Raw genomic sequence first — 11,881 nt, 5'->3', positions numbered from 1 at the left:
GGAATTGATGAACATAAAACGATCATGCAACCTTTTGGTTCCGTTGGAGGAAAAGTTTTTATTTCGATTTTTCTGTAAAGATGGGAAGTAAGCTGAGGCCGCGCCCGATGCATACGCCAGCCATTGCGCCGACCGCTTTGAAGACAAAATCGGCAAACTCGCCATGCCGTCCGGGTGCCAGCCGTTGCAGCAGTTCAAACATGCCGGCGCATCCGATCGTGAGCAGCAGCACAGCGATCCAATGGCGGGGATAAGCAAGTGCGAATAGAAAGCCCACGAGGAAGAAGGCTGCAAAGCGTTCAAGATCGGCGGGTTCACCCGTTATGGGACGAAACTGAATCGGGCTGATGGTCACGATAAGGATGAGAGCCAGTACCAGCCATGCGGCAAGGCGAAAAAGTCGTGTCATTCGGTATGGCCTTTTATTCTGCCGTATAATTGCCGACAGGTTCATCCTGAGCCGGATCGCCACACCGAGAATACATCTGGTCGGTTATCGACTTTTTGAGTGCATTGCCAAATGGCAATTCATAATTTGCGATAACATCGACGCCCATGCACCATTTCACATTGTCTGGAGAGAGGCCGTAATTGGTTTCTAAAAAGCCAATCGCATAGGTCATGCCTTCTTCGCAATTATCTGTTGTGCAGAAATTACCGTCTTTTGCGAGTTGGCGGATTGATCCTTCGCCGATCTTTTTGACAATGGGCTCAATCGCAAAAGGTGCAGCACCGCCAAGTGCAATAATGACCAGTCCGATGATCGTAAATTTAATGGAGCGCCGCATGAATCGCTGTCAATTATTGATACTGTTATCATTTTATAACGCATGAGCGGCATGATAATGGCAAGTGCATCACCAAATGTACCTGCAACTTATAATCATTATGACTAATTGTGACGGTTTAATATTGACTTTTACGTAAGTCCGGCTGCACAACAATCGCCTGCATACTGCAAGGCCGGGATATAGTTGTGCGCGAATATTATACGATCACAGAGCTGACACGGGAATTCGGGATTTCTACCCGGACTTTGCGTTTCTACGAGGATGAGGGTTTGATTGCGCCTGTAAGGCGTGGTCGCACACGCTTGTTCAGGCCTTCTGACAGGCATCTTCTCAAGCAAATCATGCGTGGCAAGCGCCTTGGTTTCTCAATCGCCGAAATCCATGAGATCGTGCAGATGTATCGTGAGCCGCCCGGTGAGACCGGGCAGCTCAAGCTCTTGATGAAGCGCGTGGAAGAAAAGCGTGCCGATCTTCGTCAGAAGCGCCGGGATATTGACGAGACGCTCACCGAGCTTGATCAGGTGGAAGAAGCTTGCATCGAACGTCTTGCAGAACTCGGCGTTTCTACCTGATTTTTATTGATTATCCGGTACGGGTGAGCACATCTGCGCGATTTGCTGAACCGTACTGTTGTTGTTTTGATCAGCCTTGCCGCTAAAGACATCATCAAAAAGTTTCGCTTTATCAAGCTCACTGACCACGCAGCCGCAGAATGCATTGCACAGCGCTTCGCTGCCACTTGGCAGGCATGATGCGACGCAGGATTGTGTAAAGACGGGGCGCTGGTCGGGCGGCGAGATTTGCGCAAAGCAATAAACGAGCGCGATCAGCACAGGTTGGTGGATCAGATAGAATGCGAGGCTGTGGCGACCAATGAAGGTTAATGGCTTTTGCAGCAGATGCGGTTGAATGCCGCCTGCGAGTGTTGATAGCCAGTTGAACCGCTCAAAGATGCGGGCTGTTGCAATGCCAATGAGCACCGCACCAAACCACGGAAAAAGCGGCACATAGTCGTTTGAACGTGGCGGGATTGTTGAAAGCCCAACCCATGCAAGCCACATCTGATTGAAAAAATCGGCCTGTACATATAGCGGCGCGGTGATGACGAATGCTGCCACGATCAGCGTTATCACTGGCGGGACGCGCAGGAATAAGAGCCCGAGCAAGCTCGCCAGTGCGATCTGGTGCAGAATGCCAAAGAAGATGAAGTTATCCGGCGACATGTAATAGGTGACGGCGGAAATCGCAGCAGCGGCAGCGGCTATCTGTAGAAAGCGTTTTCTGACTGCGTTCCAGCGAATAGCGCGGCCATGCGCCAGAACCAGACTGAAACCGACCAGAAACAGGAAGCTTGACGCAATGCAGCGTGCAAAGAGCTTCCAGCCGCCGTGTCCGGTAGTTCCCGCTGCCATGTAGCCGAAAAACTCGAGATCCCAGCCGAAATGATAAATCGCCATCGCAACCAGCGCCAAACCGCGCGCTATATCGATACGTTCGAGACGTGGGCGGCTTGATGACGTCAGTTTGATTTCGGCATTGCTCTGCATAATGCGTCCCGGGCTTTGACAGTGAGAGTCGCGAAGATTCTTATCACAAGCCATTCAATGGCTATAGTATGTCGAAGAACCGGATTCGTCCGACCCGTTTGAAATCAGCAGCGTTTGTTGGAGATCAGTTTGTTTTTCAGTGTTTCGAAACTTTTCTGGCTGTTTTTCCAGCCGCTGACGATCATCTTTGTATTTCTGCTGCTCGCACTCATATTGGTATGGACCGGCTTCCGAAAGCTCGGTCTTGCGGCGACGATAAGCGCCGCGATTGTTCTGTTTTTCAGTGCATATACAACACTTGGAAGCTTGCTTCTCGTGCCGCTGGAGGATCGCTTTCCGAAGCAGGCAGAACTGCCGTCCCATGTGGATGGGATTGTGGTGCTTGGTGGCTATATGAATGGCGATATTAATGCGGGAAGGCCGGGGTTTGAGTTAAATAGCGCCGCAGATCGCATCTTTGAAACCATGCGGCTTGCTAAGCTTTACCCAGACGCAAAAGTGATTGTGTCCGGTGGTGATGGTGCTTTTTTTGAAGAAGCTGTACCCGAAGCTGAGAGCACGCGCATGATGCTTGCTGATTTAGGCTTTTCCGGCGATCGTTTCATTTTTGAGAATAAGTCGCGCAACACCGTTGAAAATGCCGAGTTTTCGAAAGAGCTGGCTCAACCGAAGCCTGGTGAGACATGGCTGCTTGTCACCTCAGCCTATCATATGCCGCGATCAATCGGCTGCTTCCGTAAGGCCGGATTCGATGTCGTTGCCTGGCCGGTAGATTACAAAACGCCAGCCAAACAGAATTTCTCACTTTACTTTGAATCGCCCAATGAAGGTCTGTCACGCTTTAGCGTAGCCATGCGTGAATGGGTTGGCCTTACCGCTTACTGGTTGACGGGCAAGACAGATATGCTCCTTCCACAACCCTGATGCCCCAATTCTGCCGTGACTTTAAAGCTTTTGTTAAACATACGCCTTGTTAACGTTTTGATACTAAATGGATTTTTGAAACGTGCTGCGATGGGGTGGATTTACGCGCCGTATTTCTGCCATTTTTCACAGTTGCGTTTCATATGTGTCAGGGCTATATCTCAGGTAACAGCGTTGTGAAGGACGCTGCTTGCAAGAGTTGCACAACAAGGTTGTAAAAAATCTCCATGGACGAAACCGTTCAAAAATCCTGCTGGGGCGTTACGCTCTGGGCAGTCGTTGGCCTCGCTACAATCATTCTTATGGCTTACCTCTTCTCGGTCTGATGCCGAGAAGGATGCGTAAAGCGGAAACTTAATGCCGCATTTCGGCAATCGGTTTGCGTTGTTCCGCACTTAAACTATCTATATGGTGTAATATCATTTTGCTGCCTGCTTTGCGTGGTTGGCATGTGGAATTGCGCAGCCCGTTTTGGGTTGGATAGGTGTAGAATGTTTCTGTCGGTATTCGATCTTTATAAAATTGGCATTGGTCCTTCGAGTTCACATACGATGGGCCCGATGACTGCCGCACATATGTTCCTTAAAGAACTGATCGGTGGCGATTGGCCAAAACCTGCCAATGCCAAAGTATATCGACTGAAAGCCAGCCTCCATGGCTCGCTGGCCTATACCGGCATAGGGCATGCCACAGATCGCGCAGTGATTCTCGGCCTTTGTGGCTTCACGCCCGATTCGATCGATCCTGATATTATGGATAGCGAAGTCGAAAAGGTTTCTCGCGCAAAAACCGTGCAGCCCGCTGGTCATCCTGCTTATCAATTTGATCCGAAAACCGATCTGGTTTTGGATCGTAAGACGCCATTGCCGGGCCACGCCAATGGCATGGCGTTTGAAGCTTACGATAAAAGTGATCGGTTGTTGCTGCGTCGCGTTTATTTCTCGATTGGTGGCGGCTTCGTTGTTACAGCCGAGGAATTAAGCCGCGTGCAGACCAGCGGTGGCCAGCGTGAGGAAAAGGCTGATGTGCCTTATCCGTTCAACAATGCGGCTGAAATGCTCACCATGGCGAATAAAAGCGGCCTCTCTATTGCCGATATGAAACGCGCCAACGAAGAGTGCCATATGTCATGCCTTGATCTCGATGAAGGGCTGGACCGCATTTGGGGCGCGATGCGTGGCTGTATTGAGCGTGGTTTGAGCCGCGATGGTATTATGCCGGGTGGCCTGAAAGTGCGTCGCCGTGCGCGTCAGCTTTTTGAACGGCTTGAAGACGACTGGCGTAACAACAAGGTCAACCCGCTGCTAGCAAATGACTGGCTGTCTGTTTATGCAATGGCGGTCAATGAAGAGAATGCCTCCGGTGGACGTGTTGTGACTGCCCCAACCAATGGTGCGGCTGGCGTCGTGCCTGCGGTTTTGCGCTATTATCTGCATTTCCATGATGATGCAGATGCAAAGGGTATTCGTGATTTTCTGCTCACCTCTGCCGCAATTGGCGGTGTGATCAAGCATAATGCTTCGATTTCAGGCGCGGAAGTTGGTTGTCAGGGTGAGGTCGGTTCGGCTTCTGCTATGGCGGCAGCGGGTCTCGCTGCTGTTATGGGCGGTACACCTGAGCAGATCGAAAATGCTGCTGAAATAGCACTTGAGCATCATCTTGGCATGACATGCGATCCAGTTGCCGGTCTTGTGCAGGTGCCATGTATTGAACGCAATGCGCTGGGTGCGGTTAAGGCCGTCACCGCTGCCTCGCTTGCAGTTAAGGGCGATGGTCAGCATTTCGTGCCGCTCGATGCCTGTATCGAAACCATGCGTCAGACCGGACACGATATGAGCGAGCGCTACAAGGAAACCAGTCAGGGCGGTTTGGCCGTGAATGTGGTCGCCTGCTGAAGATAAAATTCTTATGACTTGAAGACTGCATTCGGCTTGGCTAAATCATCGCCATGGCACTCAATCTCGTAAAACTTTGCGTCGGTTGCGACAGTATCGAAGATCTCGCAGCCTGGATCGATTTTCGGCTGGCGGAACAACGTGCTGCTGGACTGGTCCCGGAACAGTTTCATACGACACGTATGGTTCCCAAGCGTGCCGATGAATTGCTCGACGGTGGCTCACTCTATTGGGTGATCAAAGGCAATGTGCAATGTCGACAGCGTTTTCTGGATATACGACCGTTTACGGATGAGCAGGGCATCAATCGTTGCCATCTGGTGCTGGAGCCAAAAATTCATCCGACGGATTGGCAGCCACGTCGTGCTTTTCAGGGGTGGCGCTATCTTAATGAAAATGAAGTTCCGCTCGATGAAGCTGCAGGCAAATCGGGAAGGGCTGCTTTGCCTTCCGAATTGCGACAAGAACTAGCGGCCTTGGGTTTGCTGTGAGCAAATAAAAAAGCCTGCCGAACCGGCAGGCTTTTTTGATGAAATTTTTTTAAATCAGTTTTCGATTGTGAGACGTACCGAAACCTTATCAGCCGTAACGGGTAACGTCATGCGCATCATTGTGCGCGGCTTAACCATGCGGCGATTGCGGGCGGCGTGGCTGACCAGCACGCCTACCAGATCGCGCGTATGAAACGCCTTGCCATGGCGCACGTCAGCAATACGAAGTGCGGCCTGCTTCAAGGCTTGTACTGAAAACAGCGACCCGAGTGTGGACGGGCGGTGTGCCTCATCTGTCCACAGGTTGGGTGCCAAAGCATGTTGTGTCAGTGTCTCGTTCATATTCGACATCTCGAAACCCTCTACGCAATACAAATTTCGGGTTTAAAGCTATGCGGGAAAGCGAACTCTCCCACGTTTGTTAGTTTGCGACTGCGTAGCAGCCAAAGTTCTTCTTTTTCAGCGATGCACATGCATCCCATGCGGCTTGTTTTGAATTAAAGCCGACAAAACGGGCACGGTAGAAAGTCGCGTTACCCTTCACAAAAGTCTCGGTATATGGCGATGCCGAACGCAGCGGCGCGCCAACCGACGACGAAACCTTGGTCAGCATATCGCGGGCCTGACCTTCGCTTGGTAGCGATCCGACCTGAATAGCCCAGCCACCAGATGCAGGTGCAGACGCTGTCGTTACTGGATCAATTTCATGTGGCACTGGTGCGGAAGGAACAGCTGCCTTTGGCGTTGGGCGAACTGCTGCCTGCGCGGCCATTGCTGCGGGACGCTGGGTAGGAGCTGCAAGCGCCAGTACCTGTGGCTGCTCATTGTCACCTTCACCAGTTTCATTGTTGATCACGTCTTCAACGGCGACGACCTGACGGGCGACTGGAACAGGCGCGTTGCGTGCCTTTGGCAATGCGGCAGAGGCTACGACCTGCGGCACTTCACTACGCATCGCAATGAGAGGCTCAGATGCACGGCCACGCGTTGCTGCTGGCAGATATTGCTTGATAAGCTGTGCCATATGCGCATCGCGGCTTGCGCCAGTGTTGCCGCCCATAACGACTGCTACGATACGACGACCATCAAGATTGACTGATGAAGCAAGGTTGTAACCGGATGCATTGGTATAACCGGTCTTGATTCCGTCAACGCCTTCAATACGGCCAAGAAGACGGTTGTGACCGCGAATGGTTTGACCGCGATAGTCAAAGCTGCTGCGCGAGAAATAAGCGAAGTCGCGCGGGAAATGCTGACGAAGGGCGATGCTGAGAATCGCCATATCACGCGCAGTAGTCACCTGCTGCATGTTTGGAAGGCCGGAGGCGTTGCGGAATGTGGTGTTGCTCATGCCAAGGCGACGCGCTTTTGCCGTCATCATCTGGGCAAAACGCTCTTCTGAACCGCCGAGGAATTCGCCGGATGCTGCTGCAACGTCGTTGGCGGACTTTGTCACCATCGCAAGAATTGCATCTTCAACGCGAATGGTCTGGCCTTTTTTGAACCCGATTTTTGTCGGCGGGCGAGCCGCTGCATAGGCTGAAACTGGAATACGCGTGTCTTTGTTGATGCGGCCGGTCTGCACTGCTTCAAGTAGCATGTAGATGGTCATCATCTTTGTCAGCGACGCCGGATAGCGTTTTGCATCTGCGCTTGAGGCAAACAGGGTTTTACCCGTGTTCGCATCGACAACAATGGCGGCATATCTGTCATTGGCGACAGCTGGAACGGTCGTCGAGGCCGTAGAGCAGCCTGTTACAACAGCTAGAAGAAGGGTGGCTTGCGCCGCTCTTTTCAAGGCATATGCTACGTTACTGAATGCTATACGCACGATAATGACCTGCCTGTATCCCGGTTTTTTTTAGCTGCGGCACAAAGGGCACACAGCAATCTAATTCGGGAACCTTACTGTCATCAGCGTTACCAATCCGTTTATGGTAACCGCATTATTTATAATTTCTAAAAAAAAGTTGATGGGCAAGCTGTGAAGTTGTGCGCAACAAATACGCAATTCGGTGAGCAAAGCCTTCTGCGCCGGGCGTTCAAATTTTCATTATTGATGCAAACTGGCCAAGATAATTGTGCCAATGCGGCACCTTGCAAGAAGTCTCGGTTGCAAGTGGCAAGGAAGGGCTTAAAATCATCGCATGACGCCCTACATAAAAGGGCAAGCAGGCCATAGAGTTGGGCATCGGGTGATAGGTTACATGCGGCATTTAAATCCAGTCATGCAAAGCAAAGCAAACGGCGGGAACGGACCAGATAATGGGACCGTTGTGGTCACGCGCACGCAGACCAAAACCAAGAAGCCAAGTCTCTATCGTGTTCTGCTTCTCAATGATGACTATACTCCTATGGAGTTTGTCATTCATGTCCTGCAACGTTTTTTCCAAAAAGACATGGACGACGCGACGCGTATCATGTTGCATGTCCATAATCATGGTGTCGGTGAGTGCGGCGTATTCACATACGAGGTTGCCGAAACCAAGGTTAGTCAGGTCATGGATTTTGCCCGCCAAAACCAGCATCCATTACAATGTGTAATGGAGAAAAAGTGAGGTCATATGCCATCGTTTTCTCCCAGCCTTGAAAGGGCGCTGCATCAAGCGCTTACCATCGCGAACGAGCGGCATCACGAATATGCCACGCTCGAACATCTTTTACTTGCCCTGATCGACGATCAGGATGCGGGCGCAGTGATGCGCGCTTGTAACGTCGATCTTGAGCATCTTAAAAAGATCGTTACCGATTATATTGACCGTGAACTGGACAACCTTGTCACCGGCTACGACGAGGATTCCAAGCCGACGGCGGCTTTCCAGCGCGTGATCCAGCGCGCTGTCATCCATGTTCAGTCGTCAAACCGCGAAGAAGTGACCGGCGCAAATGTGCTGGTGGCTATTTTCGCTGAACGCGAAAGCCATGCTGCCTACTTCCTGCAAGAGCAGCAGATGACGCGTTATGATGCTGTGAACTATATTTCGCACGGCATTTCCAAGCGCACGCAGGGCAGCGAACCACGCACCCCGCGCGGTGCTGAAAGTGCGAGCGAAGAGCGCACAAGCGTAGAACCGGAAGAAAGCGCGAAGAAAAAGCAAGATGCCCTGACCGCCTATTGCGTCAATCTGAACGATAAAGCCAAATCAGGCCGCATCGATCCACTGATTGGTCGCGATAGTGAAGTCAGCCGGACCATTCAGGTTCTTTGCCGCCGTTCCAAGAATAACCCGCTTTATGTGGGCGATCCTGGCGTTGGTAAAACCGCGATTGCCGAAGGTCTTGCAAAGCGTATCGTTGAAGGCGATGTGCCGGAAGCGCTTGCTGACGCCACGATCTTCTCGCTTGATATGGGTACGCTGCTCGCTGGAACACGCTATCGCGGTGATTTTGAAGAGCGCTTGAAGCAGGTTGTTAAAGAGCTCGAAGAATATCCGGGCGCGGTTCTGTTCATCGACGAAATTCACACAGTCATCGGTGCCGGAGCGACTTCCGGCGGCGCGATGGATGCATCGAACCTGTTGAAGCCTGCTCTGTCTTCGGGTGCGATCCGTTGCATCGGTTCGACGACCTATAAGGAATATCGTCAGTTCTTCGAAAAGGACCGCGCACTGGTGCGTCGTTTCCAGAAGATCGATGTTAATGAGCCATCGATCCCGGATGCGATTGAGATCATGAAGGGGCTGAAGCCGTATTTTGAAGACTTCCATAAGGTCAAATATACGGTTGATGCTATCAAGTCGGCTGTGGAGCTTTCGGCACGCTATATCTCTGACCGCAAATTGCCTGACAAAGCGATCGACGTGATCGATGAAACGGGCGCAAGTCAGATGCTTCTTCCGCAGAACAAGCGCAAGAAGACGATTGGCGTCAAAGAAATCGAAGCAACGATTGCCACAATGGCACGGATTCCGCCTAAGTCTGTTTCGAAGGATGACGAGCAGGTGCTCGCACATCTTGATGCCGAGCTTAAGCGTGTCGTCTATGGTCAGGATCTGGCGATTGAAGCGCTTTCGTCAGCAATCAAACTCGCGCGTGCTGGTCTTCGTGAAGCAGATAAGCCAATCGGCTCCTATCTGTTCTCAGGTCCAACTGGTGTCGGTAAGACGGAAGTTGCCAAGCAGCTTGCTTCGTCGCTGGGTGTCGAACTGCTTCGTTTCGACATGTCGGAATATATGGAGCGTCACACCGTATCGCGTTTGATCGGTGCACCTCCCGGCTATGTTGGCTTCGATCAGGGCGGTCTTCTGACCGATGGAGTCGATCAGCATCCGCATTGTGTGTTGTTGCTCGATGAAATCGAAAAGGCGCATCCAGATCTCTACAACATTCTGTTGCAGGTTATGGATCATGGCTCGCTCACTGATCACAACGGCAAGAAGATCGATTTCCGCAATGTGATCTTGATCATGACCACCAATGCCGGTGCTTCCGACATGGCAAGGGCGGCGATTGGTTTTGGTTCGACACGGCGTGAAGGCGACGACATGGAAGCGATCAACCGGCTGTTCACGCCGGAATTCCGCAACCGTCTCGATGCAATCGTTCCATTCGGCCCGCTGCCAGTTCCGGTCATCCATCAGGTCGTGCAGAAGTTCGTGCTTCAGCTTGAAGCGCAGCTTGCTGAACGTGGCGTGACATTTGAGTTGACCGAGCCTGCCATCGCATGGCTTGCTGACAAGGGTTACGACGAGCGCATGGGCGCACGTCCGCTGGCTCGCGTCATTCAGGAACACATCAAGAAGCCACTGGCCAATGAAGTGCTGTTCGGCAAGCTCAAGCATGGCGGTACGGTGCGGGTCGATGTGATCACGAAGGACGACGGCAAGACTGATCTTGCTCTTGAGACTGTTTCTGACACCACGGTTGTTCCTAAGAAGGATATTCCGGCTGAAAAGAAGCAGCCCGTGCGCAAGAAGGCAGCACCGAAGAAGGTCGAGAAGGAAAAGGTTTTGGCTGGCAAGGACGAGGCCGCACCAAAACCCGCCGCAAAGGCTTCCGCGACGAAGTCCTCGGTACCGAAAGTGCCGCGTAAGAAATAACAACTGCAAAAGGCCCTTCTCACGAAGGGCCTTTTTTCATGGTGCAAGTTTCCGTGTAAATGGCCTAATCTCAACCATGTCTTCGAGTCGCTCCACCATTCCCGGTTCATCATCGCCTGAACAAAATAGCCATCTTGCTTGGTTTTTCCGTGGTACGAGCCGCATCGCGAGCGTGCCCGCTATTTTGCTAATGAGTTCGTTCATCGGCTTTTCAGGGCTGGCAATTGAAAGCGGCATAACAGTTGGGCAAGCGGTGTTTATGACACTGACCATCTGGGCTTTGCCTGCAAAAGTGGTGTTGATCGGCGCAATCAGTGCGGGAGCGTCGATCCCAGCCGCTGCTTTGGCTGTAGGCTTGTCTTCTGTGCGTCTGATGCCGATGGTGGTGGCGCTTCTTCCTGAATTGAAAGGGCCTGAAACACGTAAGCTGACACTTGCTGCCCTTTGCCATTTTGTGGCGGTGACAGCCTGGGTAATGGCGATGGACGAGCTGCGCAACGTACCGCGCAATATGCGAACGAGCTATTTTGCAGGTATTGGCACAGTGCTTGTCGGTACGAACGCGCTTGTGGTCGCTTTGGTATATACGCTGTCGGCGTCATTTCCGCCGGTGGTGTTTGCAGCACTTTTCATGCTCACACCGATGTATTTTCTAACGTCGCTTTGGAGATCGGCGCGTGAACGGGCAGGGCAGATTGCCATGGTGTCCGGGATTGTGCTTTTCCCGATCTTTCACCAGTTTGCACCCGGCTATGATCTTCTCATGACCGGAATTGTTGGTGGCGTGATCGCATTCGCCGTTCATCGTGCGCGCAAGCCAACGGAGCCCGTCCAATGAACTGGGATAGTTACTCAGACTGGTGGTGGCCGCTTCTTTTCATCCTGCTTGCAGGTGCGCTTCCAACATATCTTTTCCGCGTCATGGGTGTAATTGTCGGTGGGCGGGTCCGTGAAGATTCGGAAGTTCTGGTATTCGTGCGCTGCGTTGCGACGGCACTTGTTGCGGGCGTTATTGCGCAGCTTATACTTTATCCGAACGGGGAACTTGCAAACTCCCCCATGTGGCTGCGTGTCGGCTCGGCAGCAGCGGGCTTTATTGCTTATCTCATTGCCGGAAAGCGTTTGCTTGTTGGCATCATAGTGACAGAAGCCCTGCTCGTCACAGGGCTTCTAAGCTTATAAAGCGCACTCTTA

General features: G+C 52.1%; 13 protein-coding genes. 8 read left to right on the top strand and 5 right to left on the bottom strand.

Annotated features, from left to right (window positions below; translation table 11 throughout):
• Nucleotides 1–58: 58 nt before the first annotated feature.
• Together WH356_RS03820 and WH356_RS03815 are read right to left on the bottom strand one after the other, a co-directional pair.
• Nucleotides 59–409 (bottom strand): VanZ family protein, encoded by a 351-nt coding sequence (locus tag WH356_RS03820; RefSeq protein WP_339508861.1) that lies wholly within the window; start codon nucleotides 407–409, stop codon nucleotides 59–61.
• Nucleotides 410–422: 13 nt separating this feature from the next.
• Nucleotides 423–788 carry a hypothetical protein gene (locus WH356_RS03815; protein ID WP_339508860.1) on the bottom strand — a complete coding sequence of 122 codons (366 nt, stop codon included), beginning with the start codon at nucleotides 786–788 and terminating at the stop codon, nucleotides 423–425.
• Nucleotides 789–976: 188 nt separating this feature from the next.
• On the opposite strand from WH356_RS03815, the gene WH356_RS03810 reads away from it, so the two are divergent.
• Nucleotides 977–1,363 carry a MerR family transcriptional regulator gene (locus tag WH356_RS03810; protein ID WP_094507367.1) on the top strand — a complete coding sequence of 129 codons (387 nt, stop codon included), beginning with the start codon at nucleotides 977–979 and terminating at the stop codon, nucleotides 1,361–1,363.
• Between the two features lie 3 nt (nucleotides 1,364–1,366).
• Here WH356_RS03810 and WH356_RS03805 read toward each other — a convergent pair whose 3' ends face one another.
• The gene (locus tag WH356_RS03805) at nucleotides 1,367–2,338 is read right to left on the bottom strand and encodes a DUF1624 domain-containing protein (RefSeq protein WP_339508859.1); all 972 of its coding nucleotides are present in this window, start codon (nucleotides 2,336–2,338) and stop codon (nucleotides 1,367–1,369) included.
• Between the two features lie 129 nt (nucleotides 2,339–2,467).
• Between WH356_RS03805 and WH356_RS03800 the strand changes: the two genes are divergently transcribed.
• From WH356_RS03800 to WH356_RS03790, 3 genes are all read left to right on the top strand, one after another.
• Nucleotides 2,468–3,262, top strand: a complete 795-nt coding sequence (locus WH356_RS03800) for a YdcF family protein (protein WP_339508858.1) — start codon at nucleotides 2,468–2,470, stop codon at nucleotides 3,260–3,262.
• A gap of 491 nt (nucleotides 3,263–3,753) precedes the next feature.
• The gene (locus tag WH356_RS03795; protein ID WP_339508857.1) at nucleotides 3,754–5,157 is read left to right on the top strand and encodes an L-serine ammonia-lyase; all 1,404 of its coding nucleotides are present in this window, start codon (nucleotides 3,754–3,756) and stop codon (nucleotides 5,155–5,157) included.
• Between the two features lie 53 nt (nucleotides 5,158–5,210).
• Nucleotides 5,211–5,648: a DUF1489 family protein gene (locus tag WH356_RS03790; RefSeq protein ID WP_339508856.1), complete on the top strand. Its 438-nt coding sequence runs from the start codon at nucleotides 5,211–5,213 to the stop codon at nucleotides 5,646–5,648.
• Nucleotides 5,649–5,702: 54 nt separating this feature from the next.
• Here the strand turns inward: WH356_RS03790 and WH356_RS03785 are convergent, their stop codons facing one another.
• Nucleotides 5,703–5,999, bottom strand: coding sequence for a hypothetical protein (locus WH356_RS03785; protein WP_339508855.1), 297 nt, complete (start codon nucleotides 5,997–5,999; stop codon nucleotides 5,703–5,705).
• Nucleotides 6,000–6,069: 70 nt separating this feature from the next.
• On the bottom strand, nucleotides 6,070–7,479 hold the full coding sequence (locus WH356_RS03780) for a D-alanyl-D-alanine carboxypeptidase (protein ID WP_339508854.1): 1,410 nt from the start codon (nucleotides 7,477–7,479) through the stop codon (nucleotides 6,070–6,072).
• A gap of 376 nt (nucleotides 7,480–7,855) precedes the next feature.
• Between WH356_RS03780 and clpS the strand changes: the two genes are divergently transcribed.
• The 4 genes from clpS to WH356_RS03760 all read left to right on the top strand — a co-directional run bounded on the left by clpS (nucleotide 7,856) and on the right by WH356_RS03760 (nucleotide 11,869).
• Nucleotides 7,856–8,206: an ATP-dependent Clp protease adapter ClpS gene (clpS, locus tag WH356_RS03775; RefSeq protein ID WP_250040925.1), complete on the top strand. Its 351-nt coding sequence runs from the start codon at nucleotides 7,856–7,858 to the stop codon at nucleotides 8,204–8,206.
• Nucleotides 8,207–8,212: 6 nt separating this feature from the next.
• Nucleotides 8,213–10,687 carry an ATP-dependent Clp protease ATP-binding subunit ClpA gene (clpA, locus tag WH356_RS03770; RefSeq protein WP_339508853.1) on the top strand — a complete coding sequence of 825 codons (2,475 nt, stop codon included), beginning with the start codon at nucleotides 8,213–8,215 and terminating at the stop codon, nucleotides 10,685–10,687.
• A 76-nt stretch (nucleotides 10,688–10,763) separates the two neighbouring features.
• Nucleotides 10,764–11,525 carry an AzlC family ABC transporter permease gene (locus WH356_RS03765; RefSeq protein ID WP_339508852.1) on the top strand — a complete coding sequence of 254 codons (762 nt, stop codon included), beginning with the start codon at nucleotides 10,764–10,766 and terminating at the stop codon, nucleotides 11,523–11,525.
• The gene (locus WH356_RS03760) at nucleotides 11,522–11,869 is read left to right on the top strand and encodes an AzlD domain-containing protein (RefSeq protein WP_339508851.1); all 348 of its coding nucleotides are present in this window, start codon (nucleotides 11,522–11,524) and stop codon (nucleotides 11,867–11,869) included. Before WH356_RS03765 ends, WH356_RS03760 begins: the two co-directional genes overlap by 4 nt.
• Nucleotides 11,870–11,881 lie beyond the last annotated feature (12 nt).

It is taken from the genome of Ochrobactrum sp. MYb379 (genome assembly GCF_037479515.1).
Lineage (GTDB): Bacteria > Pseudomonadota > Alphaproteobacteria > Rhizobiales > Rhizobiaceae > Brucella.
This window is presented reverse-complemented; position numbering and strand designations above follow the sequence as displayed.

Coding starts and splice junctions, on each gene's coding strand:
- WH356_RS03820 (WP_339508861.1), bottom strand. CDS start 409: ATGACACGACTTTTTCGCCTTGCCGCATGGCTGGTACTGGCTCTCATC.
- WH356_RS03815 (WP_339508860.1), bottom strand. CDS start 788: ATGCGGCGCTCCATTAAATTTACGATCATCGGACTGGTCATTATTGCA.
- WH356_RS03805 (WP_339508859.1), bottom strand. CDS start 2,338: ATGCAGAGCAATGCCGAAATCAAACTGACGTCATCAAGCCGCCCACGT.
- WH356_RS03795 (WP_339508857.1), top strand. CDS start 3,754: ATGTTTCTGTCGGTATTCGATCTTTATAAAATTGGCATTGGTCCTTCG.
- WH356_RS03790 (WP_339508856.1), top strand. CDS start 5,211: ATGGCACTCAATCTCGTAAAACTTTGCGTCGGTTGCGACAGTATCGAA.
- WH356_RS03785 (WP_339508855.1), bottom strand. CDS start 5,999: ATGTCGAATATGAACGAGACACTGACACAACATGCTTTGGCACCCAAC.
- clpS (WP_250040925.1), top strand. CDS start 7,856: ATGCGGCATTTAAATCCAGTCATGCAAAGCAAAGCAAACGGCGGGAAC.
- clpA (WP_339508853.1), top strand. CDS start 8,213: ATGCCATCGTTTTCTCCCAGCCTTGAAAGGGCGCTGCATCAAGCGCTT.
- WH356_RS03765 (WP_339508852.1), top strand. CDS start 10,764: ATGTCTTCGAGTCGCTCCACCATTCCCGGTTCATCATCGCCTGAACAA.
- WH356_RS03760 (WP_339508851.1), top strand. CDS start 11,522: ATGAACTGGGATAGTTACTCAGACTGGTGGTGGCCGCTTCTTTTCATC.